The following is a 25428-nucleotide window of genomic DNA, read 5'->3' as shown; positions in this document are numbered from 1 at the left end:
TGATTGCCAGCGAGCCAGCTCTGGTCAGACTCCTTCGCCATCAATGTGTGCCGAAACTGGCAGGCATGGCAAACGCAACGAGTGCCATCGCTGCTTGCATTTGGATACTGTCGCCGCTCTTAGCTGGTCTCTCGGGACGGTGTTTCATCTTGCCAGCCGGCTAGCTCAGGCAGGTCGTCCAGCCAGCTTTTCTCCGTCATCAGGGCATCGCCGGCCTGCGGAGCAGCCTCGGCGGCGTTTTGAATGAGCCAGTCCATCCATTTGCGATAGGCAGCCGGAGACAACTCGGGCGGCAGCACCTTGGCCTTGGCCAGCATGCGTTTGCGGAAACTCACCTGCCTGCGGAGTTTGGTCGTCGTGAATTTGATGGCCTTGCCCTGGTATTCGACCGTCCAGCGCCCATCGCCATGGCTGGTGAGCCTGTCGATGGCGAAACCGACGTCCACCGGCCTGTCCCGCCACGGAAGCTCGATGGCATTCTTCCTCAGATCGAGTGCCCATCGTCTGTAGTCGGTCCCGGCACGCTGGGGCGGCAGCACGCCAGCCTGTTCGAGTATCTTCCTGCGGAAGGTCGCTGCTTCTTGAGCTGGCCTGTCGTCAGCTCGATGCGATGCCCACGGAATTCGACATGCCAGCGGATCCTCCCATTGCCGAAATATTTCACCAGCCTGTCGATGACGAACTCGCCGTCGGAGAGCGTCACGCAGCCTTGGCTGATGCGTTCGAGAATGTACTGGCTGTCAGTGAGCATGACGCGGCCTCGTGGAGGAATCTTCCACGAAGCTTAGCCAGTGGCAGGCACCAGCGGCCAACAATCTTTTTCGCGCCGGGATTCTCGCCCGCCTCAAGCAGCCCAAAAGTGATGCGCGGGGTGCGATTGATCGGCAAGGCGATAGCAGGCACACCCCAGAATGCCGATTTCCAACCTGCGGAAGTTTGTTCTATTCTATCAGAGATAATCGCGATTCCTTTGGGGGAGGACAGCAGCTGGAAAACGACCCAATAGACTCGGGTGGACGCGACGCCTCGCTAATGGCCCTAAATAGATTTGATATAGTCTGCCTTTTTTTGATCTACCTAGTGGGATTGGTTTGGTCGGGCACGGACCTGGCGTACCTCTTAATAAACATGGAGCCTGGCGCCCTAGCCGAGTTGACTGTAATTAAGATTCTGTCCTATTCGGCTCTATGCGGCGCGGCGATCTTCTATGCTAGAAAATTGTATAAGGCTGGCATAAATGGGAGCTACGATTTTTCTCCGTCTGGGTTGTCAGTCAGTCGGATTTCTACTTTTGCGTACTTCATACTACGGATACCAAGCGCAATTATAATAGCGATAGTTCTATATAGTTTGTGGCGACTTAGCATAGATCTTGCAGTTCAAGCCAGTTTTCAAGCCGACAAGCCATCGTCAAAATATCTATTTATAATAATGGGATTTTTTTCTGGGTTCTCATCGGGTAGGATCATAACTTACTTTGAGAGTGAAGGCCTGAAGTTCGCAACGCGGCCGGGTGATTTCAATGGTAAGCGCTGAAACTGCTCGGAGAATTCAAGAGCTCGAGCGGCTCGCCGCCAAAATTCTTGAACTCAAGCGCCGCGTAAGGCCCCGAAGGCCTATTGTTATCGAGTTTTCAGGGTCCCCAAAGTCTGGCAAAACTTCCGCATTGAACTCACTCGACATATTTCTTCGGCGTAACGGGTTTCGCACGAGGGTGCTTACTGAGCGAGCGAGTGTCTGCCCGATACCAAACAAATTTGACCCCATATTCAATGTATGGACCGGATGTGCGGCGCTGAATCAGTTGATGGATACAATTGCCAACAACGCCCTGAAGGTCGACGTGATAATTATGGATCGCGGATTTTTCGACGCGCTCTGCTGGTTTGAATGGCAGAGGGTGAACGGGCTGTTGCGACGTGACGACTATGGCCGGTTCGTTAATTTCTTTTTGGCGCCACGTTTTCGGATGGTTATTGACCTGGTGTTGGCTTTTGATGCATCGCCGGCCACGTCAATTGAGCGCGAATATAGAAACCTGCTGACAAGAAAGGAGGGCAGCGTCATGCGCAAAGATGTATTGTCGTCCTACCGAGAGATCGTGAAAAAATCCCTGAAGAAGTATGAGCACATGTTTCGCCAAATTACGATGTCGAATACGGATGACAAGACGCAGGACGAGGTTAGTTACGACATAACTAAATTGACGTTGGAGAAACTTCGGGGAATCGCGGATGAGAAGGTTGGTCATATACCTAGGTCGTCGATCAATTCATCTTTAGGCGCAGTATTCAAGTATTCGGATATTCGGGCATCGGTCGAAACAGACCTTGCATTTACTGACCGCGAGGAGGTTGAGCATGATCCACGTTTGGTACAGCTTATCCCGATTGCTGTTATTAAACAAAAAGGAGAGCCTCGAATTCTGGTGGGGAGGAAAGCTGAGAAGGCGGTGTCCCTAAAATCACCTGAAAGAAAGAAAACGCTGGGTTATTTCGGGGGGCACGTAAGGGAGGAAGATTCGAATTTCTTGGTAGAGAATAATAATTTGGAGGTCCTGAAGCAGTGCCTATACCGCGAAGTTAAAGAGGAGATTGGTATAGATGTTGATCCGGAGGAAATGGACCCATACTGCATTTGGATCAGAGACGGGACGAAATCAGAGAGCCATCTGGCGATCGTCTTTGTAATCGAGCGGGATCTTCAAAACACGAGAGTTATTGTTGATGGTGAAGAGATGGTTAGATATGAAAAAAAGGGAGTTACCGGAACCGGTGTCGTATTGAGTTTGGAATACATTTTGGCGAAAGAAAATATCGACAGTTGGACTATGAATATAATAAAGAATATTATTGGCCCAACAAATACTGAGGATGCCTTTCAAAAAGGTCTTTTCTGAAATCTGCCCGATATTTAGGCTGATTATGCGTTTGTTCGCACATGCGCAGCAAAGATTTGGCCTGAGGTTGCCGGGTCTAATCTGTTGAACTATTTGGCTGGGGAACCTGGATTCGAACCAGGACTAACGGAGTCAGAGTCCGTGGGTCTACCGTTAACCTATTCCCCAGCAGGCGTGGTCATGAACCGCGCGGGCCGAGCGGCTGAGCCGCTTGAGCGCTGCCTTGTAGCCGCCAGCGGAAAATAGTCAAGCCTGCTCTGTGCTTCAATGGCACGTTTCGTCAGGTGATTTCAGGCGCCGCACTTCAGATGCCGGCGCGCGGCCTCCAGATCCAATCCCGCTCCTCAAGGCTCCGTCCGGCTGAACTGCGAGCGTTCGAAGAACAGCACCACACCCAGGCCAAGAATCAGCGGGATGATCAGGTAGAACAGCCGGAACACCAGCAGCGCCGCCAGCACGCCGACCGGATCCATGTCCGACAGGCCGGCGAGAAACACCACCTCGAACACGCCGAGCCCGCCCGGCGCGTGCGAGATCTGCGCGATCGAGAAGGAGACGAGGAAGACGCCCAGTATGACGAAGTAGCCGGGATTGTGGGCTGCGGGCAGGGCAAAGAAGATGATCGCGGCGGCGGCCAGCAACTCGATCGGGCCGATCAGCAACTGCCGCGCGACGATCGGCAGCGCCGGATAATGCAGCTGAAAGCTGGCGATCTTCAGCGGGCGCAGATGCAGCCAGCTGCCGAAGACATAGGCGGCGACGAGCAGCAGCATCGCGATGCCGGCCGCTTCCGACAGGCCATGATGGGCGATGCCGGAAAACCGGTCGAGTATCTCAGGCTCGAACACCAGAACCAGGCCCGAGGCCAAAATCGTCGACAGCACGAAGGTGATCCAGCAGACCGCCACCAGCACGCCGACATCCTGTCCGGTCAGGCCCCTGGTACCATAGGCGCGGTAGCGGATGACGGCGCCGGAAAACACCGAGCCGCCAATGTTGTGCGACAGCGCATAGGTGGTGAAGGAGCACAGCGTGACGAACAGCCACGACACGCGCTTGCCGATATGCAGGAGCGCGATGTGGTCGTAGCCGGCAAGCGAGGCATAGGCGATGATCGAACTCAGCGCGGCAAGGATCCAGCCCCGGGTCGGAATGGCGGTGATACCGTCCCAGACGTCGTCAAGCGAAACGCCGCGCAGTTCGTGCCAGAGCAGCAGCAGCGAGAAGATCACGGCGGCGATGCCCACAACCGGCCAGAAATAGCGTCTCCAGTTCATTGCCTGACTGCCATGCGTTGCGGGTCCGCTTCCTTTTCGTGGCTGGTGGGAGGCCGGCTTTGCCGGATTCTTCCGCTCATTTCAGAAATGCCTCATCGAAGCCGGCTATTCAACCGCGAACCCTTGTCGCAGCGTCGGCCGGCTAGATTTGCCGCAGTGAGCGGCCGGGAGAGACGTCGGCAGGCGTTGCGCCGGCAACTGTGGCGTGCGGATTCATCTCGCGGCCGCGCTGGAACGGCGGTCAGCGGCCTGCCGGCAAAATTCGGCATGCGGCTCTTGGTGATCGGGCGCGGCGCTGTTAGTCTGGCGGCAACTTAAAACACTGAAGCGCCTGCTGCGTCCATCATAGGTTCGCGCGGCGCCGGAAGGAACGACAGTGGAAGACCACGACACCGGCGCCGGCGCGCCGGAGGTGGGCGTGTCCAGCGCTTCCCGGCGGTCGGCTGGCCCGGGGAATGCAAGCTGGCAGCAACGCCGCCCGACGGAGCTCCGCTCCGCGGACGGGCAGGCGGGCGACGCACCCCACAAAGGCAAGCCCAAGAAGCGGCGCAAGCGAAGGCGCGGGCGCAAGGTTTTTGCGCGCGACGAAGTGCGTCCCGCGGAGAATCGATCGCCGGCGCCAGGCAAAACCGGTGCCCCGGCGGCGGAGGCCCACAGACCGTCGGAATCGGTGGCCTCGCCCGCCGCTGTAGTGCCACGGCCGGAACAGAGCGCCCGTCGGCCGCCGGTCCAGGAGCTTCCGGTGTTTGCGGCGCTTGACCTTGGCACCAACAATTGCCGGCTGTTGGTCGCCGTGCCGACGCGGCATGGCCAGTTCCGCGTCATCGACGCCTTTTCGCGCATCGTCCGGCTGGGCGAGGGGCTCACCGCCAATGGCCGGCTCGGCCAGCCGGCGATGGACCGCGCGGTCGAGGCGCTGAAAATCTGCGGCGACAAATTGCGCAACCGCAAGATCAGAAAAGCCCGGCTGATCGCCACCGAGGCCTGCCGCACGGCCGAAAACGGCGTCGAGTTCATCGACCGCGTCGAACGCGAGGCCGGCCTGAAGCTTGAGATCATCGACCGCCAGACCGAGGCGCGGCTGGCGGTGTCCGGCTGCGGCTCGCTGGTCGAGCGCGACACCCAAGGCGTCGTCCTGTTCGATATTGGCGGTGGTTCGTCGGAAATCGCGCTCATCGATCTCGCTGGCCGCCGTTCGCCAAGGCTGGCCAATCATATCGTGTCGTGGACGTCGCTGCCGGTCGGCGTCGTCTCGCTGGCCGAGCGCTTTGGCGGCCGCACGGTGACGCGCGAGATCTTCGCCGCCATGGTCGACGACGTTGCCGGCCGGCTGGCCAGCTTCGACGGTCGCGATCGGCTGAGCCATCTCAAGGCCAGTCCGAATTTCCATCTGCTGGGCACGTCCGGAACCGTGACGACGCTGGCCGGTGTCCACCTTGAGCTCGAGCGCTACGATCGCCGCCGTGTCGATGGGCTGTGGATGGACCGCGACAGCGTCGATCGCATGGTCGAAAGACTGGTTGGCTGGGATTTCCAGCAGCGCTGCGCCAACCCTTGCATCGGTGCCGATCGCGCCGATCTGGTGCTGGCCGGCTGTGCTATCCTCGAGGCGATCCGCGCCGTGTGGCCGTCCGAGCGGCTGCGAGTCGCCGATCGTGGCCTGCGCGAAGGTATTTTGAGCGAACTGATGGCCGATGATGGCGTCTGGCGCAACGATGGGCGTGGCAGAGCGTGAGCCCGAACCGAAGAAATAAGCAATGACCAAGAAACCGGAAAAACCAGGATCCGCCAGCATTCGCGTGCTGAAGACGCGGATCAAGAAGAAGAGCGGCCTGAAGGAATCGTCGCGCCGCTGGCTGCAGCGCCACATTAACGATCCCTATGTCCAGCGCTCCAAGGCTGACGGCTATCGCTCGCGCGCGGCCTACAAGCTGATCGAGATCGACGACAAGCATCATCTCCTGAAACCCGGCATGAAGGTGATCGATCTCGGCGCCGCCCCCGGCGGCTGGTGCCAGGTCGCCGCCGCGCGGACGAAATCGACGGCCGACAAGCCGCATGTCATCGGCATCGACTATCTGGAAATGGACGCCGTGCCAGGCGCCCCGGTGCTGCTGATGGATTTCCTCGATCCGGCAGCACCGCAAAAGCTGGCCGAGGCGCTGGGCGGCGATCCCGATATCGTGTTGTCCGACATGGCGGCGCCAACCACCGGGCACAAGCGGACCGACCACATCCGCACCATGCATCTGTGCGAGGTGGCGGCCGATTTTGCGCTGTCGGTGCTAAAGCCGGGCGGGCATTTCCTCGCCAAGACTTTCCAGGGCGGCGCCGAAAACGAGTTGCTCTCCATGCTCAAGAAGAACTTCCGTTCCGTCCATCACGTCAAGCCGCCGGCGTCGCGGGATGAATCGGTCGAGCTCTATTTGCTGGCCAAAGATTTTAAAGGGCGAGAGGCCGGTCCGCCGTCAGGCGGATCGGAACGTCCAGTGGACGTTCCGAAGGCCTCGAGCGCCCGGAGCCATAGCGAAGGGCCGGGGGACGCCGACGACTGACGGGGCACCGCCGGTCCGCCGTCGGGCGAATCGGGCCGTCCAGAAGGCGAGGCCGAAGCGTAGCTGCCATCAGTTGCCGGGTGGGCTTACCGTCTCCAGCGTCTTCGGTGTTGTCAGCCGGCCGTGACCGGAGATGGCGTTGCCGGCGTCGGGTGCCAGCCGGACGAAGGATAGCGATGCCGCCGCCGAGACCGCTGCAACGATGAAGAAGGCAATGTGGAAGTCGTCCAGCGACAGCGGGCCGCCATGGATTGACGTCGATACTTCCAGGATTCCGCCGGCCAGCGCCACGCCGAGCGCGACCGACAACTGCTGGAACACCGCTGTAATCGGCGTCGCCTTGCTGGTGTCTTCAGCCGAAACCTCGGCATAGGCGAGCGCATTGACGCCAGTGAAGAACATCGATCGGATGAAGCCGCCGACAAGCAGCATGGCCAGCATCAAGAGATAAGGTGTGTCGGGTGTGAACAGGCCGTTGATGGCGATCGAGGCGGCGGCGACCAGCGAACCGACAACCAGAACGCGGCGGAAGCCGGCGACGCGGAAGATCAGCGCGGTGACGAATTTCATGCCGATGGCGCCGATTGCAGAGACGAAGGTGATCATACCGGACTGGAATGGCGTCAGCCCAAAGCCGATCTGGAACATCAGCGGCAGGAGGAACGGCACCGCGCCGATGCCGATGCGAAACAGTCCGCCGCCAAGCACTGAGGAGCGGAACACCTGGTTGCGGAACAGTTCGAGCGCCAGCAGCGGGTTTTTGGCGCGCCGCGCGTGCAGCAGATAGAGCGCCCCCGACACGAGGCCGACCGTTACGGTGGTGACACCGACGATTGGCGGCAGATAGGGCAAGCTGACCACCGACAGGCCAAACACCACCCCGGATGCCGCCAACCCGCTCAGCACGAAGCCGATGAAATCAAGTGGCGGGGTCTGCGCGGGTTCGGTCTCCGGCAGGAAACGTGTTGCCAGCCAGATGCCGACCACGCCGATCGGCACATTGATCAGGAAAATCCAATGCCAGGTGAAATAGGTGGTGATGAAGCCACCGACCGGCGGTCCGACCAGCGGCCCGACCAGCGCCGGAACGGTCAGCCAGGACATCGCCGCGACGAGTTCGCTTTTCGGTGTCGCGCGCACCAGCACCAGCCGCCCGACCGGCGTCATCATGGCGCCCCCAATGCCTTGCAGAAAGCGGGAGACCACAAAAGCTGGCAGCGAACCGGAGAGCGCACAGGCTATTGAGCCGACGATGAAGACCGCGATCGCGGCACGAAAGATATTCTTGGCGCCGAAACGGTCTGCCATCCAGCCGCTGATCGGAATAAAGATCGCCAGCGAGACGAGATAGGCGGTCAGCGCCAGCTTGAGCGCGATCGGACTGGTGTGGATGTCGACGGCGATCGCCGGCAGCGATGTCGCAATGACGGTCGAATCCATGTTTTCCATGAAAAGGGCGACCGCCAGGATGAGCGGGATGGTGCGGTTCACAAAACGCGTCCGACTTGATTCTTTTACGGTTGACCGGGAGGCAAGCCAACATGCAGGGCGGTTATCATGGGCTGGCTCTGATGTCGCATTAATTTGCTGTCACTTTTGTGCGACTGCGGGGAGACAGGCAGTTCGCTTGGCCTGCCGCCGTGCCTAAATCAGAACTGCCGGGACGGCCAAGGTCTTCTCGTTCCGTCTCCAGGCGCTGGCCAAGCAGCAAAGAATAGCTTGCGAATGGAGATGCGCCACGCTATTGTAGTGTATATAACTACTATATGGACTTTGTCATGGAAGAAGCCGTTTCGGCAGCCGATGCCAACCGTAGATTTTCTCTCATCCTGCGCGGTGTTCGCGAAGGACAAAGCTATGTTGTGACCAGTCATGGGCGACCCGTCGCGCGGATCGTGCCCGCCGATCGACAGCAGGGTGTGGCTTCCCGCTCGCGATTAGCGTTGTTGTCGCGCCTCGAACGCCAGCCTGTTTTGGATGTCGGACGTTGGACCCGTGACGAGCTCTACGAGGACGAGCGATGAAGGTCGCGCTCGACACCAATGTCCTTGCCTACGCGGAAGGGGTCAACGGTGCCGAGAAGCGCGATATCGTTCTCGAACTGCTGCGCAACCTGCCGCAAGAGGCTGCAGTTATTCCCGTTCAGGTCCTTGGCGAGTTGTACAACGTTCTCGTCCGCAAGGCCGGAAGACCGCCTGTGGAAGCCCGGGATGCCCTCCTGGGTTGGCGCGACGCGTTTCCAGTTGCCGCGACAGTGCAAGACGTAATGATGATGGCGGCTGATCTGGCTACGGACCACCACTTCAGCATTTGGGACGCGGTCATTCTGTCCACCGCTTCCCAAACCGGTTGTCGGATGCTCCTTTCGGAAGACCTGCAAGATGGCTTCACATGGGGTGGGGTAACTGTCGTCAGCCCTTTCGCATCGCCGCGTCACGCACTGCTCAATGCTCTCTTGGGGGAGTCTTCTGGATAGAACGCGAAACACCGAGACGATCGGCTTTTCATTGGCGCTTGGACGTGGTACCAGCCAGCGCCAATCCTGAAAGGGAAGAAACGAGTCGGCGCTGTCCATTCCGGTCCAGCGCTTTTTTGTATTCCCCCACCGCGTTTTATATTCAAGGGACTGGCCATGGCAAAAATCATCGAAACGTCCACCGGCGCATTGGCGCTGACCTTTGACGACGTGCTGCTGCAGCCCGGCCATTCCGAGGTCATGCCCGGCGAGACCGATGTCCGCACCCGCATCGCCGGCGACATCGACCTCAACGTGCCGATCCTCTCGGCGGCGATGGACACCGTCACCGAGGCCAGGCTCGCCATCGCCATGGCCCAAGCCGGCGGCATTGGCGTCATCCACCGCAATTTCTCGCCGGCCGAACAGGCCGAGCAGGTGCGGCAGGTCAAGAAATTCGAATCCGGCATGGTGGTCAATCCTGTCACCATCGGCCCCGACGCGACGCTCGCCGACGCGCTGGGCCTGATGCGCAGCTATTCGATCTCGGGCATTCCGGTGGTCGAGAATGGTGGCACTGGCGGCCACAAGGTCGGGCGGCTGATCGGCATCCTGACCAATCGCGACGTGCGCTTTGCCTCCGATCCGGCGCAGAAGGTCCATGAGCTGATGACCCGTGACAACCTGATCACGGTCAAGGAGAACGTCGACCAGGACGAGGCCAAGCGGCTTCTGCATCAGCACCGCATCGAAAAGCTGGTTGTCGTCGACAGGCAGGGCAACTGCGTCGGATTGATCACCGTCAAGGACATCGAGAAGTCGCAGCTCAACCCGCACGCCAGCAAGGACGCACAGGGCCGCTTGCGCGCCGCCGCGGCCACCAGCGTCGGCGATGACGGCTATGAACGCGCCGAACGTCTCATCGATGCCGGCGTCGACCTTCTGGTGATCGACACCGCGCATGGCCACTCGCAACGCGTGCTCGACGCGGTGACGCGCGCCAAGAAACTCTCCAACTCGGTTCGCATCCTGGCCGGCAACGTCGCCACCGCCGCGGGCACGCAGGCGCTGATCGACGCCGGTGCCGATGCCGTCAAGGTCGGCATCGGTCCGGGCTCCATCTGCACCACCCGCATCGTCGCCGGCGTCGGCGTGCCGCAGCTCTCGGCGATCATGTCGGCGGTCGAGACGGCGCACAAATCCGGCGTCTCGGTGATCGCCGATGGCGGTATCAAATATTCCGGCGATCTCGCCAAGGCGCTCGCCGCCGGCGCAAGTGCCGCCATGATCGGCTCGCTGCTGGCTGGGACCGACGAAAGCCCCGGCGAGGTCTATCTGCACCAGGGCCGCTCCTTCAAGGCGTATCGCGGCATGGGCTCGGTTGGCGCGATGGCCCGCGGCTCCGCCGATCGCTACTTCCAGGCCGAGGTGCGCGACACGCTGAAACTGGTTCCGGAAGGCATCGAAGGGCAGGTTCCCTACAAGGGACCTGTGTCTGGCGTGCTGCACCAGCTTGCGGGCGGCTTGAAAGCCGCTATGGGTTATGTTGGTGGCCGCGACCTTGCCGATTTCCGCGAGCGCGCCACTTTTGTGCGCATATCCAATGCCGGACTTCGTGAAAGCCACGCCCATGACGTCACGATTACCCGCGAAAGCCCGAACTATCCCGGCGGAGCCTGACCAGTACGGGCTCGGGCGGAACCTGACGGCAACGATCCTGCGGCTGTCGCGCCACGCAGGCGCGCTCTGTTTCCTGTCGGCGGTGGTTTTCATCGCCATGACGGCTCTGGAATTCTTCTATTTCCGCCAGTTGAGCGGCGGCTTGCCGTCACTCGACATGCGCATTTTAGGGTTTACGCCGGACGAAGGCATGGCCTGGCTGACAGCGCTCGGCCGGCGCGGCGGCGAGATCATTCTCGTCTGGCACTATCTGACCTTCGATCTGTTGTTCCCGGCGCTGCTGTCGGTCACGCTGGTCAGCCTCATCCTGGCCACCGGCCGGCGATTGAAGGCTTTCCGCGTGCTGCCGGCGCAGCTGCAGTCGATTTTCGCGTTGGTCCTGGTGCTTCCCTACACGCTTGCACATTACGTTCAGAACTTTGCGGTGGCGCGGCTTCTGTCCGATTTCCTGTCGGCCAACCCGGACTCGCTGTCTTTCGCCTCGGCGCTCACCGTCACCAAATTCGCGCTTTTCGCCATACCGGTGATCGTCATCGCGGCCTTCTGGCTGGCGGGCCAGAAACGCCAGGCCTGATGCCGCACGCGAAGCCCAACCGGGCAGGGGGCACTCGATGAACCAGACCACGATCTTCTGGCCCGTTCTCGCGCATGTGCTGCTGATCTACATCGTCTACTGCGTCCTGGGTCGTCGCAGATACGGCGCAATAAGGTCAGGCGAGGCGAAGGCCGGTCAGTTCAAGGTGCGTTCGGCCGAACCGGCCTCCAGCGTCACCGTTGCCGCCAATCTCACCAACCAGTTCGAACTGCCGGTGCTGTTTTACGTGCTGTGCCTGACGCTGCACCTGACCAACGGCGTCAACTATCTGACCTTGTCGCTGATGTGGGTTTTCGTCGCGTCCCGCTATTTCCATGCCTGGATTCACCTGACCAGCAACAATCTGCTGCTGCGCAGCCGGTCATTCTTCGTCAGTGCGGTGATTCTCCTGCTGGGATGGATCTGGTTCGCGCTGCACCTGCTCGGCGCGGTCTGAGCAGAGCGCTTCTGCCTTCTCCCACAGGGGAGAAGGGAAGTCCGTTCGCCTAAAGGTCGAACACCGCGATCTTGCGCTTGTCGAACTTGATGCCGATCTCGCCGCGTACCAGCTTGAGCGCGGCCTCGCCGAACACCGCGCGCCGCCAGCCTTGCAGCGCCGGTACGTCGGCTTCCTCGCCCTCGGCGGCGATACGGTCGATGTCGTCGCTGGAGGCCAGCACCTTGGAAGCGACGCCCTCCTTTTCGGCAACGATCCGCAGCAGCACCTTCAACAGTTCCGCCGCGGCGCTCGAGCCCTCGGGCGGCTGGAAACTCTTTGGCAGTTTCGGCATCTCTTCCTTGGGCAAAGCAAGCGCGGTGTTGACCGCGCCAAGCAGCGCCGTTGCCGTCGACGAGCGCTCCCAGCCCTTCGGCGTCGTGCGCAGCTTGCCGAGGGCTGCCGCGTCGCGCGGCGCCTGCTGCGCCACCTCGTAGATCGCGTCGTCTTTCAGAACGCGGCCGCGCGGCACGTCGCGTTCGCGCGCCTCGCGCTCGCGCCACGCCGCAACGCCTTGCACGATCGCCAGTTCCTGCGGTTTGCGCAGCCGCATCTTCAACCGCTTCCAGGCGTCCTCGGGGTGCGGATCATAGGTTTCGCGCGAGGTCAGGACCTCCATTTCCTCGTTGAGCCAATGGGCGCGGTTTTCCCGCTCCAGTTCGGCGCTGAGGTGTTGGTAGACCTCGATGAGATGCGTGACGTCGGCCAGCGCATAGTCGAGCTGCTTGTCGGAAAGCGGCCGGTGGCGCCAGTCGGTGAAACGCGATGACTTGTCGAGCCGCGCACCGGTGATGCGCTGCACGAGCTGATCGTAGGAAACACTGTCGCCGAAGCCGCAGACCATCGCCGCCACTTGCGTGTCGAACACCGGATGCGGAACCAGATCGCCGAGGTGGACGATGATTTCGATATCCTGCCGCGCGGCGTGGAAGACTTTGACCACCGCCTCGTTGGCCATCAGCCTGAAGAACGGCTTCAGGTCGATATCGGGAGCCAGCGGATCGATCAACGCCGTCACGCCGGGTGCGGCCATCTGTATGAGGCACAGGATCGGCCAAAACGTCGTTTCTCGTATGAATTCGGTGTCGACGGTGACGAAATCCGACTTTTCGAAAGCGGCGAGAACGGTCTCGAGTTCTTTCTGGGTGGTGATGACGTGCATCAAATCGCTTTTGACAGGAGTAAGGTCTTCCTAGATTTCAGCCGCCGGGGCTTTCGTCAAGCTTTGGCACCGCCATCATCAGGTTCCCGGACCATCGGAATCGTCGTTTCTCCTGGCCAGCCGCGCGAAAACCGTCGAAGTGCGCAGAAGCGCGGTGAAGCGGCCGCGCCTGCCTGCCGGCACACCGGACCGGGCCTGCATGCGGTAAAGGATGACGGCGATGAAGATCGCATAGACCACCGCGCTGAATACAAACAGGGCGCCCGGTCCGAAATATTGCATCGCCGTCGAGGCGGCGAACGGGCCGCCAATGGCGCCGAAGGAATAGAACAGCATCAGCGCCGCATTGATCAGCACGAACTCGCCCGTGTCGGCGCGATCGTTCGAATGCGCCGCCGACAGCGAATAGAGCGGCATGGCGAAACAGCCGAAGATGAAGATGAGGATGAAGTTGAGCGCCGGATTGCTGCCGGCGATGAACACCAGCGCCAGCGCCGAAAGCATCGCGCAGCAGGTCGTGATCAAGAGCACGCGGCGCCGATCCCAGCGGTCGGAGAGGTAGCCAAGCGGATACTGGATGATGGCGCCGCCAAAGATGCCGACGCTGACGAAGGTGACGACATCGGCGACCGACATGCCGATCTGCTCGGCATAGACCGGCGACAAGGTGCGAAAGGCGCTGTTGGTGACGCCGACGGCGATGCAGCCGAAGCAGCCCAGCGGCGAAATCCGCCAGACGCGCGCCAGGTCGAGCTTGACCTCTTCGGGTGGTGCCGGGTTGGAGCGGTCGCCGAGCGACACCGGCACCAGCGACAAGGTGATCATCATCGACATGATGGCGAAGATGGCGAAACCGCCGGCGCCGAAGACCGGGATCAGGAACTGGGCTGATGTCACCGAACCGATGTCGACCATCCGGTAGATCGCCAGCACGCGTGCCCGGTCGTGATTGCCGACGCCGGAATTCAGCCAGCTTTCGACGATGGTGAACAGCCCGGCGAAGCAGAAGCCGCCAGCAAGGCGCACCGCGCACCACATCACCGGATCGATGACCAGCACCAGGAGCAAGGTGCCGACCGAGGCGATTGCCGCCAGCGCCGAAAATGCCCTGATATGGCCGACCGCCTTCATGATGCGGGTGATGGCCAGGCAGCCGAGCAGGAAGCCGGCGAAGTAGAAGGTGCCCATCAGGCCGATGTCGGAAGCCGAAAACCCTTCCTGCGCGCCGCGCAGCGCGATCAGCGTGCTCTGCAGCCCATTGCCGCCGAGCAGGATGCCGGCGGCGAGAAGAAGCGGGATCATCGGGCGGATGGAGGACATGAAGAGGCGATCACGTGTCGGTGATCCCTTCTTGGACCATCGCCCTGGCCAACGCCAGCAGCAATTCCCTGCGCCAACAGGGATGATCGCTGTATTCGCCTGGATTCGTTTCCCCCGTTTTGCTTGGTCAGCGCTCAGGGCTGCCTTCGACGTGACTGCCGATCGTCGGGCCACAGGCCAAGCCGCTCGGCTGCTCCCGTTGCGACGCCTATTCCTGCGAGGACTGCCATCAGCCCGACAATCAGGTTCGCGCTCACTTGTTCGCCCAAGAAGACAACACCGAAGATCGATGCCGTCACCGGATTCACCGCAACGGAGACGGCAACCAGTGTCGGCGGCGCGCGCTCGAGCGCGAATGCCCAAAGGAAGAAAATGAAGGCGCCGCAAATTATGGCCAGATAAGCGCTCGCGATCCACTGAGGTGCGCTGAGAGTGGCAAGTCGCGCGAAGCCTCCGCTCGAAACCACCAGGACCGATAGGCAGACCGCGCCCACGCCCATGCCAAACGCCACGAACGGGATTGGCGCGGTGCGGGATAGAAATGGTCTCGACCAGACGTTGTAGAGCGCCATGCAGAACGCCGCCGCGACCATGACGAGATCTCCACGCCAGGCATCTGGCGGAGCAGTCGTCAGGCTCGTGCCGAGCGCTACGGCCACTCCTGCCATTGCGATCAGGACACCGACGATCTTGCGGATGGTCGGCGGCTCGATCTTCAGAACTGCCGCGGCAAGCATCGTGAGCAGAGGCAGTGTCGAAAGCGCAAGCGCACCTCGCGCGGCCGTCGTGTAGACAAGGGCTCCATTGAAGAGCACCGGAAACAGCCCGAAGAACAGAAGACCCAATGCACCAGTGCCGAGCCAGTCGCTCTTCGGCGGCCACCTGTCTCGCCGCCAGAGAGCTACGGCGGCCAAAACCAGAAAGCCGCCGCCGAACCGGACCGCACCGATAGCGAGAGGATCGAGCGTGCCCGCGAGATATCGCGTTGCGCCAACGGCGGTGCCCCCGAAAGCGCTGGAGAGAATCGCGGCGAGCACTCCTGTGATTTCCATGGTTCCCGACCTTGCTGGCTCGGAACCGGGAATATCGAGAAGGCGGGCCATAAGGAATCGAATAAGCTCAATGAGTTTGATAACATTCCACTATGAGTATCCCGAATCTCGATCCGGACCTTCTGCGGGCCTTTGTCGTCGTTGCCGAGCGACTCTCGTTCACGCGAGCCGCCGAGCAGCTCAATAGAACGCAGGCGGCCGTCAGCTTGCAGGTGAAACGCCTTGAGGAGCGTATCGAGACCATCTTGTTCCGGCGCTCGACAGCCCGCGTTGAACTCACCGCCGCCGGGGAGGGCTTTCTGATCGATGCCCGCCGCATACTTGCTCTCAATGAGCAGGCGATTGCGCGTGTTTCCGGTCAGCAGGTGGCCGGACAGGTTCGCATCGGGGTCATGGAAGATTATGGCACCAAGATCCTGCCGCGCCTCCTTTCGGGCATCGCCGAGCGATTTCCGTTGGTGCAGGTCGAAATGGAGATTGGTCTTACCGCCCGGCTCCTGAAACGGCTTGGGTCCTCGTTCGACGCCGTCATCGCCATGCACCCGGAAGGTACGACCGAGGGAGATTTGATATGCCGCGAAAGGGCGATTTGGGCAGCGGCGGCGACGCGAGCCGTCGAGGAACTCGATCCGCTGCCCGTCGCTCTGTCGAGCCCCGATTGCCTGTTTCGTTCCTGGGCAATTGAGGCGCTCAACAAGGCAGGCCGGCCATGGCGATTGGCCTATGTCAGCCCGAGCCTCTCAGCCACGGAGGCAATTGTTGAACAGGGCCTGGCGGTCACGGTGGTCAAAGGCAGCATGCTTGCGCCTGGCCTGCGCGGCGTCCATCCAGGCCGCCATGTGCCGCCGCTGCCCGGGGCGGAGATTCGTCTTCACCGGGCGGAGACCTCTTCCGCCAACGCTTTACTGGTCGTCGATCACCTTGCCCATCGCCTCCGGCTGTCGGCGCTTGGCTCATAGAGGTGATGCTTTGACGGGCCGAGCGGGCCGACGGCGGAGCCGGCCCTTCATTTTGAACCCGTCGCGCATGTTGAGGCCGAGTAGCGTGATGTTCGTCGCGCCGGCGGCCAATTCGAGCGCCTGCACGGCGTAGAAGCTGGTGTCGAACTCGCTGGCTCTCGCCTTGGATGCGAGGAAGAGTGCGGAGGGGATGAGAACCAGGAGACCATTGGCGGCTATCCATGGCATGCGCTTGATCTTCGCGCCGATCAGCCCGGCCTGCCGGCCCTTGGCCGCCGCAAAGCCCGAACCTCCCGCCGCCGCCAGCGCTGGAACGAGCAACAGGAAGCTCCACGGTATGGCCATCTTGACGGCGGCTATCGCCACCTGGGAGGCAAACATCTCACTGAGGACCGTCGACAGCCAGAGGCTTGCGATCGTCAGCATCGCGACCGTCCCGGCGACTGGGTGAATGACCTTGATCATGGCTTTCCCACCATTCTTGCAACCGTTTAAGCCAGGCAGATGCCCGACACCGCCACCTTTTGGAACAGATGCGGAGAGGCGACGGCCGAGGACGGATAGGCCGAGAGCTTCGCCCTGAACTCGGGATGCGAGAACGCGGCCCGGAAGTCAGCCATCGTTTCCCATATGGCATAATTGAAATAGGCCGGACTTTCGCCGATTGCGCGGTGAAGCTGGGTCGAGATGAAGCCGGGCTGCTGCTTCATGAAGACCGCATCATCCTGCCATGCATGGAGGAAGGTCTGCTCGTCGGCCTTGTCGAGCGTGAAGACGTTGACCAGCACGACGGAGGTAGCATCGATCGCGATCTGGCGGTCGATCGGGAAAGCGGGGTTCAGTGGGCGCATGAGCGACATGATAAGCTCCGTTAATTGGTGTTATGGTGCCAATCTGTTACCTTGATTACATATCTATTTGACAACATAATGTCAATAGCAATATAGGATGTCATATGCCTGATGCCAAGCGAACACCTGCCGGCAATGCCTTGACCGATCTCATTCTCGACCTGTTCAGGCTCAACAGCCGAATGCTCACATCGGGTGACAGGCTGGTCGCCGACCTCGGTTTGACGAGCGCCCGCTGGCAGGTTCTCGGCGCTGTCGTGACCGCCGAACGCCCTCAGCCGGTCGCGTGGCTGGCGCGCGATCTGGGAGCCAGCCGCCAGAATGTCCAACGGATCGTCAACGACCTGCATAGGGAAGGGCTCGTCGCCTTCGAGGCCAACCCGCATCATCAGCGTGCGCAGCTTGTCGTTTTGACTGACAAGGGAAGACAGACTTTCGATGCCGCGATGCATTTGCAGGCGCCCTGGATCGAAAACCTCGCGGATGGCCTGCTGGTCGAGGACATCAACACCACGCACAGGGTCATGACGGCGCTGCGGAAAAAACTGGAAGGCAACGATGAAGCTGAAGAGCAAGCCTGACGGTTGTGGCCCTGTGGCGGTTTCCTTCACAGGCTGAGCGCCGCGCTGATCCTCGCGCTGCCTCGCTCCGGCTACCGGGCGGCGAACACCATGGACACGGAAGTCCGCTTGCCTTGACAAATCCGGCCTCCCATGCGCTTTTCGCGCAAATTTTCAGGGCCGGGCCGCGATGCCTTGGCCGGCAACTAGAGCACCCCGGACTTTACCAATGACAATGCACCGTTACCGCAGCCATACTTGTGCCCAGTTGAGGAAGAGCGACGTCGGCTCGACCGTTCGCCTGTCGGGCTGGGTGCATCGCGTGCGCGATCATGGCGGTCTGCTCTTCATCGACCTGCGCGACAATTATGGCCTGACCCAGATCGTCGCTGATCCGGATTCTCCTGCCTTCAAGGTCGCCGAAACCGTGCGCGGCGAGTGGGTCATTCGGGTCGACGGCGAGGTCAAGGCGCGTTTGCCCGAGACCACGAACGCCAATCTGCCGACCGGCGAGATCGAGATCTTCGCCCGCGAGATCGAGGTGCTGTCGGCGGCCAAGGAATTGCCGCTGCCGGTGTTCGGCGAGCCCGACTATCCCGAGGATATAAGGCTGAGATACCGCTTCCTCGATCTGCGCCGCGAGACGCTGCACAAGAACATCATTGCGCGTACAAAAATCATCGCCGAAATGCGCAAGCGCATGGGCGAGGTCGGCTTCACCGAATTCTCGACGCCGATCCTCACCGCGTCGTCGCCCGAGGGCGCGCGCGACTTCCTGGTGCCGTCGCGCATCCATCCCGGCACCTTCTACGCGCTGCCGCAGGCGCCGCAGCAGTATAAGCAGCTGATCATGGTGTCGGGCTTCGACCGCTACTTCCAGATCGCGCCCTGCTTCCGCGACGAGGACCCGCGCGCCGATCGTCTCCCTGGTGAGTTCTACCAGCTCGACCTTGAAATGAGCTTCGTCGAGCAGGACGACGTGCTTTCGACCATGGAACCTGTCATGCGCGGGGTCTTCGAGACCTTCGCCAACGGCAAGCCGGTGACGCAGAATTTCCAACGCATCCCCTATGATGTGGCCATGCGCAAATACGGTTCCGACAAGCCGGACCTGCGCAACCCGATCGAAATGCAGGCCGTTTCCGACCATTTTCGCGATTCCGGCTTCAAGGTGTTCGCCAACATCCTGGCCAACGATCCGAAGGCCGAGGTGTGGGGCATTCCGGCAAAGACCGGCGGCAGCCGCGCCTTCTGCGACCGCATGAATTCCTGGGCGCAGGGCGAGGGCCAGCCGGGGCTGGGTTATATCTTCTGGCGCAAGGAGGGTGACAAGCTCGAAGGCGCCGGCCCACTCGCCAAGAACATCGGCGAGGAGCGCACAGAGGCGATCCGCCTTCAACTCGGCCTTGCCGACGGCGATGCGGCCTTTTTTGTCGCCGGGGATCCGAAGAAGTTCGTCTCCTTCGCGGGGGCTGCGCGCACCCGTGCCGGCGAGGAGCTGAACCTTGTCGACCGCGAGCGTTTCGAACTGTGCTGGATCGTCGACTTCCCGTTCTTCGAGTGGAACGAGGAAGAGAAGAAGATCGACTTCGCCCACAACCCGTTCTCGATGCCGCAAGGTGGCATCGATGCGCTGAATGGCGAGGACCTGCTCGGCATCAAGGCGTTCCAGTACGACATGGTCTGCAACGGGTTCGAGATCGCCAGCGGCGGTATCCGCAACCATCTGCCCGAAACCATGGTCAAGGCATTCGAGACGGTCGGGCTGGATCGCGCCACGGTCGAGGAGCGCTTCGGCGGCCTCTACCGCGCCTTCCAGTATGGCGCGCCGCCGCATGGCGGCATGGCCGCCGGTGTCGACCGCGTCGTCATGCTGCTGCTCGGCGCCAAGAACCTGCGTGAGATCACCATGTTCCCGATGAACCAGCAGGCCTACGATCTGTTGATGAACGCGCCTTCGGAAGCGAGCCCGCAGCAGCTTCGCGACCTGGCGCTGCGCGTTGCCGTGCCCAAGAAGGACTGACGGCGGCGTTGCAACTGCCCTTTCTCCCCGTCTCTATACGGGGAGAAATGTCCGGCAGGCGGATGAGGGGCAGCGCGGATGCGGGCGATTGGCGAACGGCCGTTGCAGCCAACGCCTTCTGACAGGCAATCGGTTCGGCATCGAATTGCAATTTTGCAGGCGTCGGCGCTGCCCCTCATCCGCCTGCCGGCACCTTCTCCCCGTATAGTGACGGGGAGAAGGGAGCTACCTTCGATCAGTCTTCGTTGGCCTTGACGGTGACGCCGAGCGTCTTCGGCAGGTCAAGCGGGTTGGACATGGCGCCCGCCATGATCAGTGCGAACGGCACCGATGCCGGCGGCTCGGCCGAGATTTCGAGGCTCTTCGGATCATCGAGGAATTTGCTGACCGCGGCCGTAACCTGCGCCGTCAGTTCCGGATTGTTGAGCTGCGCCATGCCGAACGGCACGATCGCCTTGGCCTGGTTGGCGATGTCCTTGCCGGACATGCCTTGCTGCTTGCCGACATAGTCCAGAACCTTGTTGGTCAGCGAATCGTCGTCGAAGCGGATCGAGGCGCTGTTGAACGAAAGCTGCTGCAACAGGCCGAGCATGGCCATGCCTTGCGCCGAATTGTCGGCGCCTTCAGGCTGTGCCGCCATCTTCTTCTGCATTTCCTGCAGCGACTTGATAAAGTCCAGCGTGTAGCCGCCGAGATTGAAGGTCATGCCGAGCGTGCCGGCATTCTCGACCGAGATGTCGTATTTCGACAGTTCCATCTTGCCGTCCGTGGGCTGCCAGGTGCCGGCCATTTCGAGATTGCCCGCGATGTTCTGGTAGCCGAGCGCGTTGATGACTTCCTTGGACTTGGGATCGTCCACCAACGTCAGGTCGGCGTTGAATTTCTCCGTGGTGGCGGTGAATTCCATCGCCTTGCCGTCCGCCGGCGGCGTGATCTCGATGGCAAGTCCATCCATCGAGAAGGCGGTCTTGTCGGCGACCTTGACGGTCATGTTCGAGAGTTCGGCTGACTTGTACATCATCAGCGAGCCGAGCGGGCCGGTGGCGCCGTCGGCCGGAACTGTCATGTCATGGATGACGAAGGGGCTGAGGTCGAGGGTGACGCCGTCCTTGCTGTGTGTGAAGGCAGCCGTCGATACGGTGGCGATGTCATAGCCGCCATTTGCCTCGGTCACACCTTCGAGTTTGACGTCGCCGATGGGAAGCGCTTCCTTCTCCGCCGCCGGTTTGATGGCAACGCCCTGCAGCACCATGCTGGTGTTGTCGCCGGTCACGCCAGTCCAGGTGATGTCGACACCTTGTGCGACAAGCGCGGCCTTCAGCCGGTCGGCCACTGCCGTATCCTGTGCGAGGGCCGCATTCAGCGGCAGCGTGAGCAAAAAGGTCGAAAGGGCTAATTTCCTAAGAATTGAGCGTTTGATTGTCATCGCAAGGTCCCTGAGAGTGTCCTGAAATTGTTTTTTCAATTATTTGCGCCATCACCATTCCGTGACGAACTGGACCGGAAAAAGGCGTGTCCCGGCACATTGGTCAAAAATCGCGGTGAAAGGCAAACCCGATCCCACCGTCTTTGCGCAAACCGGTGAATTTGTCATGAAGAGCCGATAGCCGGATATCGTCGCGCTTGGCCATAGAACCCGCATGTAACAGGCTGATGTTGGCCAACATCCCCCGGGGTGCGGTTTCATGTTGCAGAAGGGCCGGTATCTCTGTCGGGCTCTTGCCGCGAATCACCCGCTCGGCTAGTCCGAGCCCATGGGAAAAAGGCTTTTGCCGCCTGAAAATGGCGGTGGCGATCATATCGAGCCGGTCGATCTGAAGAAGGCGCTGGAAGAGCGCTATCTGGCCTATGCGCTGTCGACCATCATGCACCGGGCACTGCCCGATGTGCGCGACGGACTGAAGCCGGTCCATCGCCGCATCATGCACGCCATGCGTCTGCTGCGGCTTAACCCCGACCAGGGCTTTGCCAAATGCGCCCGCATCGTCGGCGAGGTGATGGGCAAGTTCCACCCGCATGGCGACCAGTCGATCTATGACGCGCTGGTGCGGTTGGCGCAGGATTTTTCGATGCGCTATCCCTTGGTCGACGGGCAGGGCAATTTCGGCAACATCGACGGTGATAACGCCGCCGCCATGCGCTATACCGAAGCGCGCATGACCGATGTGGCGACCGAACTCTTGTCCGGCATCACCGAGGATGCCGTCGATTATCGGCCGACCTACAATGAAGAAGACGAGGAGCCGGTGGTTTTGCCCGGCGCCTTTCCGAATCTGCTGGCCAACGGCTCGTCCGGCATCGCGGTGGGCATGGCGACATCGATCCCGCCCCACAACGCCGCCGAGCTTTGCGATGCCGCACTTCACCTGATCGAAGACCGGGACGCGCCGGTGGCGAAGCTGATGGACTTTGTCCAGGGGCCGGATTTCCCGACCGGCGGCATCATCGTCGACAGCCGCGCCTCGATCCTCGAAGCCTATGAAACCGGCCGCGGTGGCTTTCGCGTGCGCTCGAAGTGGTTCCAGGAGGACCAGGGCAGGGGCACCTGGAGCATCGTCGTCACCGAAATCCCCTACGGCGTGCAGAAGGCGCGGCTGATCGAGAAGATCGCCGAACTACTGATGGCACGCAAGCTGCCGCTGCTCGAGGACATCAGGGACGAAAGCGCCGAGGACGTCCGCGTCGTGCTGGTGCCGAAGAGCCGTTCGGTCGATCCCGGCATCTTGATGGAATCGTTGTTCAAGCTGACCGAGCTCGAAAGCCGCTTCCCGCTCAACATGAACGTCCTGTCGCGCGGCAAGGTGCCCAACGTGCTGTCGCTGAAGGGCGTACTGCAGGAGTGGCTCGAGCATCGCCGCGAGGTTTTGATCCGCCGCTCGAAACATCGGCTTGGCGAGATCGAAAGACGGCTGGAGATACTTGCCGGCTACCTGATCGCCTACCTCAACATCGACGAGGTGATCAGGATCATCCGCGAGGAGGATGAGCCAAAGCAGGTGATGATGGCCCGCTGGTCGCTCACCGACACCCAGGCCGAAGCCATCCTCAACATGCGCCTGCGCGCGCTGCGCAAGCTTGAAGAATTCGAAATCCGCAAGGAATTCGACGGCCTGAGCGCCGAGAAGAAGCAGATCGAGGCACTGCTTGCTTCAAACGAGAAGCAGTGGGCGACGATCAAATGGGAAGTCACCAACATCCGCGACAAGTTCGGTCCGGAGACCGAACTCGGCAAGCGCCGCACCCAGTTCGCCGACGCGCCCGAGCATGATCTGACCGACATCGCACACGCCATGATCGAGCGCGAGCCGGTCACGGTCGTCGTGTCGGAAAAGGGCTGGCTGCGGGCGATGAAGGGGCATCTGGCCGATCTCTCGACGCTGACCTTCAAGGAGGGCGACAGCCTCAAGCTCGCCTTCCATGCCCAGACCACCGACAAGGTTCTGGTCTTCACCACCGGCGGCAAGTTCTACACCATCGGCGCCGACCGGCTGCCTGGCGGGCGCGGCCATGGCGAGCCGATCCGCATCATCGTCGATATGGACAATGACCAGGACATCGTCACCGCCTTCGTTCACGATCCGAAGCGCAAGCTGCTGCTGGCCTCGCACGACGCCAACGGTTTCATCGTGCCGGAGGAGGAAGTCGTCGCCAACACCCGCAAGGGCAAGCAGGTGATGAACGTCAAGGCGCCGGACGAAGCCAAGCGCTGCATCCCGGTCACCGGCGACCATCTCGCCATCGTCGGCGAGAATCGCAAGATGCTGGTGTTCGCGCTCGCCGAGATTCCGGAGATGGGCCGCGGCAAGGGCGTGCGGCTGCAGAAATACAAGGATGGCGGCCTTCTCGATCTCAAGCCGTTCACGCTGGAGACCGGCCTCTCCTGGCAGGATTCGGCCGACCGCACCTTCACAAGGTCGCGCGAGGAACTGGCCGAGTGGATCGGTGCCCGCGCGTCGGCCGGACGGATGGTGCCGAAGGGATTCCCGAGGACGGGGAAATTTGGGTAGCGCTGCTAATCTCCCCCCTTGAGGGGGAGATGTCGCCAAAGGCGACAGAGGGGGTCGGCACGACTGGACGCGACTTCCTTCGCCGGCAGAGGAGGTTAGCGCTTCACGCGCGGCGACCCCCTCTGGCCTGCCGGCCATCTCCCCCTCGAGGGGGGAGATCCCCAATGATTTGGACTATCGTCACGATTGCTGCACTATATCAGTGCATAGACAGGAGGGGTGTTTGGGAGAGCCAGGCGTTTGAAGGAAGCAAAAATCCAGAAACCGGAACGGCAGCAACGCCTGTTCGGCCTGTCGACGCCGCTCAGGTCCGCCGTCATCCCGCCGCTGTCGGCGGCGCGCTGGCTGCTGGTGCTGATCGTCGCCGCCGGCGTTTATTTCTTCCACGGCTTCCTGTTTCCGGTGCTGGCGGCGCTCGTCATCGCTTTCGCAAGCTGGCCGCTTTACCGCCGCCTGCTTGTCGCGGTCAGTGGCAACCGCACCATCGCCGCGACCTTAGCCATCCTCTTCATCCTCGCCTTCCTGGTGATCCCGATCGCGCTCGCCGGCACCTATGCGATCAACGAGGTCCGCGAATGGGTCGCCTGGGCGATCGAGACCAACCGTCATGGCGCGGTGACACCGCACTGGATCGCCACCATGCCTGTCGTGGGCGAGTGGCTGAACCAGCAGTGGACGACCAATTTCGGCCATCCCGGCGGCATTGGTGAACTGATCCAGCTGGTCAGCGGCGCTAACATCGGCAGCATCTATCGCGGTGTGCTGGCCGCCGGCGGCAGCGCTTTCGGCTTGCTCCTGACATTGTTGTTCATGATGATCGCGTTGTTCTTCGCCTATCGCGACGGCGAGCATTTTGCCGGCCAGGTCGACCGTCTCGGCGAACGCATCCTGCCGACCAGATGGGAACGGATTTCGCGCGTCGTGCCCGCGACGATCTCGTCGACCGTGACCGGCATGACCGTGATCGCCATCGGCGAAGGCCTGGTGCTGGGCATCGCCTACTGGCTGGCCGGCGTGCCGTCGCCGGTCACGCTTGGCGCCTTGACCGGCGTCATGGCGCTGATCCCTGGCGGTGCGCCACTGTCGTTCACGCTGGTCTCGATCTATCTGGCCGCCAGCGGCTCGCCGATGGCCGGGCTGGCACTGTTCCTCTGGGGTGCGGTCGAACTGTTCATCGTCGACAAGACACTGCGCCCGAAGCTCGTCGGCGGGCCGATAAAACTGCCCTTCCTGCCGACGTTTTTCGGCCTGATCGGCGGCGTCAAGACCATGGGGTTTCTCGGTCTGTTCATCGGCCCGGTGCTGATGGCCCTGCTGGTCGCGATCTGGCGCGAATGGCTGCGCGAGGTGGAAATGGCCGATGAAATCGTCCCGGGCTCGCCTGCCGAAATCGAAGCCGGCCCGCAAATCGAGGTTCTGACGGAACCTGACGTGGTGAAGAAGGCCAACGCCTGATCTCGAAAGTCGGCTTGAGCTAAGATGGCGGTGGCCGAGCCCGGGATCGCAAGGGCCGAAGAACGCCTTTATCCGGAGCCTTCGGCCGCTCGATCGCAATCAG

22 protein-coding genes, 1 tRNA gene and 1 pseudogene are annotated in these 25428 nt (G+C 61.5%); 13 read left to right on the top strand and 11 right to left on the bottom strand.

Annotation, left to right across the window (positions count from 1 at the left end):
- Positions 1 to 119 precede the first annotated feature (119 nt).
- Positions 120 to 751, bottom strand: a pseudogene (locus tag NP945_RS30290) (hypothetical protein).
- 1056 nt (positions 752 to 1807) lie between these two features.
- Here NP945_RS30290 and NP945_RS30285 point away from each other — a divergent pair.
- Complete coding sequence (locus tag NP945_RS30285; RefSeq protein WP_256748355.1) at positions 1808 to 2899, top strand: hypothetical protein; 1092 nt, start codon at positions 1808 to 1810, stop codon at positions 2897 to 2899.
- A gap of 94 nt (positions 2900 to 2993) precedes the next feature.
- Here the strand turns inward: NP945_RS30285 and NP945_RS30280 are convergent.
- Both NP945_RS30280 and NP945_RS30275 read right to left on the bottom strand, forming a co-directional pair.
- Positions 2994 to 3067, bottom strand: a tRNA-Gln gene (locus NP945_RS30280).
- 176 nt (positions 3068 to 3243) lie between these two features.
- On the bottom strand, positions 3244 to 4176 hold the full coding sequence (locus NP945_RS30275) for a lysylphosphatidylglycerol synthase domain-containing protein (RefSeq protein WP_127269916.1): 933 nt from the start codon (positions 4174 to 4176) through the stop codon (positions 3244 to 3246).
- 376 nt (positions 4177 to 4552) lie between these two features.
- Between NP945_RS30275 and NP945_RS30270 the strand changes: the two genes are divergently transcribed.
- The gene (locus tag NP945_RS30270; RefSeq protein WP_256748354.1) at positions 4553 to 5911 is read left to right on the top strand and encodes a Ppx/GppA phosphatase family protein; all 1359 of its coding nucleotides are present in this window, start codon (positions 4553 to 4555) and stop codon (positions 5909 to 5911) included.
- A 22-nt stretch (positions 5912 to 5933) separates the two neighbouring features.
- Complete coding sequence (locus NP945_RS30265; protein WP_027038343.1) at positions 5934 to 6731, top strand: RlmE family RNA methyltransferase; 798 nt, start codon at positions 5934 to 5936, stop codon at positions 6729 to 6731.
- Positions 6732 to 6800: 69 nt separating this feature from the next.
- Here the strand turns inward: NP945_RS30265 and NP945_RS30260 are convergent, their stop codons facing one another.
- Positions 6801 to 8222, bottom strand: coding sequence for an MFS transporter (locus NP945_RS30260; protein WP_127272687.1), 1422 nt, complete (start codon positions 8220 to 8222; stop codon positions 6801 to 6803).
- Between the two features lie 287 nt (positions 8223 to 8509).
- Here NP945_RS30260 and NP945_RS30255 point away from each other — a divergent pair, with 287 nt between their 5' ends.
- The 5 genes from NP945_RS30255 to NP945_RS30235 all read left to right on the top strand — a co-directional run bounded on the left by NP945_RS30255 (position 8510) and on the right by NP945_RS30235 (position 11897).
- On the top strand, positions 8510 to 8755 hold the full coding sequence (locus NP945_RS30255; RefSeq protein ID WP_127329883.1) for a type II toxin-antitoxin system Phd/YefM family antitoxin: 246 nt from the start codon (positions 8510 to 8512) through the stop codon (positions 8753 to 8755).
- A complete protein-coding gene (locus NP945_RS30250; protein WP_127381511.1) occupies positions 8752 to 9207 on the top strand; it encodes a PIN domain-containing protein in 456 nt (151 codons plus the stop codon). The genes NP945_RS30255 and NP945_RS30250 overlap by 4 nt, the downstream gene beginning before the upstream one ends.
- A gap of 156 nt (positions 9208 to 9363) precedes the next feature.
- Positions 9364 to 10866 (top strand): IMP dehydrogenase, encoded by a 1503-nt coding sequence (gene guaB, locus NP945_RS30245; RefSeq protein ID WP_127269487.1) that lies wholly within the window; start codon positions 9364 to 9366, stop codon positions 10864 to 10866.
- Positions 10817 to 11440, top strand: coding sequence for a hypothetical protein (locus tag NP945_RS30240; protein ID WP_127321445.1), 624 nt, complete (start codon positions 10817 to 10819; stop codon positions 11438 to 11440). Before guaB ends, NP945_RS30240 begins: the two co-directional genes overlap by 50 nt.
- A gap of 37 nt (positions 11441 to 11477) precedes the next feature.
- Entirely contained in the window at positions 11478 to 11897 is a 420-nt protein-coding gene (locus tag NP945_RS30235; RefSeq protein ID WP_127321444.1) for an MAPEG family protein, read from the top strand.
- A gap of 49 nt (positions 11898 to 11946) precedes the next feature.
- Here the strand turns inward: NP945_RS30235 and rnd are convergent, their stop codons facing one another.
- The 3 genes from rnd to NP945_RS30220 all read right to left on the bottom strand — a co-directional run bounded on the left by rnd (position 11947) and on the right by NP945_RS30220 (position 15470).
- On the bottom strand, positions 11947 to 13098 hold the full coding sequence (gene rnd / locus NP945_RS30230; protein WP_127272735.1) for a ribonuclease D: 1152 nt from the start codon (positions 13096 to 13098) through the stop codon (positions 11947 to 11949).
- A gap of 78 nt (positions 13099 to 13176) precedes the next feature.
- Positions 13177 to 14418, bottom strand: a complete 1242-nt coding sequence (locus NP945_RS30225) for an MFS transporter (RefSeq protein ID WP_127273376.1) — start codon at positions 14416 to 14418, stop codon at positions 13177 to 13179.
- 134 nt (positions 14419 to 14552) lie between these two features.
- Complete coding sequence (locus NP945_RS30220; RefSeq protein ID WP_256748353.1) at positions 14553 to 15470, bottom strand: DMT family transporter; 918 nt, start codon at positions 15468 to 15470, stop codon at positions 14553 to 14555.
- Between the two features lie 92 nt (positions 15471 to 15562).
- Between NP945_RS30220 and NP945_RS30215 the strand changes: the two genes are divergently transcribed.
- Positions 15563 to 16429, top strand: coding sequence for a LysR substrate-binding domain-containing protein (locus tag NP945_RS30215; protein WP_127272768.1), 867 nt, complete (start codon positions 15563 to 15565; stop codon positions 16427 to 16429).
- Here the strand turns inward: NP945_RS30215 and NP945_RS30210 are convergent.
- Together NP945_RS30210 and NP945_RS30205 are read right to left on the bottom strand one after the other, a co-directional pair.
- Positions 16424 to 16894, bottom strand: coding sequence for a hypothetical protein (locus tag NP945_RS30210; protein WP_127329893.1), 471 nt, complete (start codon positions 16892 to 16894; stop codon positions 16424 to 16426). The genes NP945_RS30215 and NP945_RS30210 overlap by 6 nt on opposite strands.
- Positions 16895 to 16920: 26 nt before the next feature.
- Positions 16921 to 17289 carry an antibiotic biosynthesis monooxygenase gene (locus NP945_RS30205; RefSeq protein WP_256748352.1) on the bottom strand — a complete coding sequence of 123 codons (369 nt, stop codon included), beginning with the start codon at positions 17287 to 17289 and terminating at the stop codon, positions 16921 to 16923.
- 95 nt (positions 17290 to 17384) lie between these two features.
- On the opposite strand from NP945_RS30205, the gene NP945_RS30200 reads away from it, so the two are divergent.
- On the top strand, positions 17385 to 17861 hold the full coding sequence (locus tag NP945_RS30200) for a MarR family winged helix-turn-helix transcriptional regulator (RefSeq protein WP_127271416.1): 477 nt from the start codon (positions 17385 to 17387) through the stop codon (positions 17859 to 17861).
- Between the two features lie 214 nt (positions 17862 to 18075).
- Positions 18076 to 19863 carry an aspartate--tRNA ligase gene (gene aspS, locus NP945_RS30195; protein ID WP_256748394.1) on the top strand — a complete coding sequence of 596 codons (1788 nt, stop codon included), beginning with the start codon at positions 18076 to 18078 and terminating at the stop codon, positions 19861 to 19863.
- Between the two features lie 235 nt (positions 19864 to 20098).
- Here the strand turns inward: aspS and NP945_RS30190 are convergent, their stop codons facing one another.
- Positions 20099 to 21289 (bottom strand): hypothetical protein, encoded by a 1191-nt coding sequence (locus tag NP945_RS30190; protein ID WP_256748351.1) that lies wholly within the window; start codon positions 21287 to 21289, stop codon positions 20099 to 20101.
- 103 nt (positions 21290 to 21392) lie between these two features.
- Positions 21393 to 21662, bottom strand: coding sequence for a hypothetical protein (locus NP945_RS30185; RefSeq protein WP_256748397.1), 270 nt, complete (start codon positions 21660 to 21662; stop codon positions 21393 to 21395).
- On the opposite strand from NP945_RS30185, the gene parC reads away from it, so the two are divergent.
- Both parC and NP945_RS30175 read left to right on the top strand, forming a co-directional pair.
- Entirely contained in the window at positions 21618 to 23870 is a 2253-nt protein-coding gene (gene parC, locus NP945_RS30180; RefSeq protein ID WP_127395852.1) for a DNA topoisomerase IV subunit A, read from the top strand. The genes NP945_RS30185 and parC overlap by 45 nt on opposite strands.
- A gap of 240 nt (positions 23871 to 24110) precedes the next feature.
- The gene (locus NP945_RS30175) at positions 24111 to 25325 is read left to right on the top strand and encodes an AI-2E family transporter (RefSeq protein ID WP_256748350.1); all 1215 of its coding nucleotides are present in this window, start codon (positions 24111 to 24113) and stop codon (positions 25323 to 25325) included.
- The last annotated feature ends 103 nt before the right edge of the window (positions 25326 to 25428 follow it).

Source organism: Mesorhizobium sp. LMG17149, from assembly GCF_024518695.1.
Lineage (GTDB): Bacteria > Pseudomonadota > Alphaproteobacteria > Rhizobiales > Rhizobiaceae > Mesorhizobium.
The sequence above is the reverse complement of the archived record's forward strand: the minus strand, read 5'-3'. Positions and strand labels throughout refer to the sequence as shown.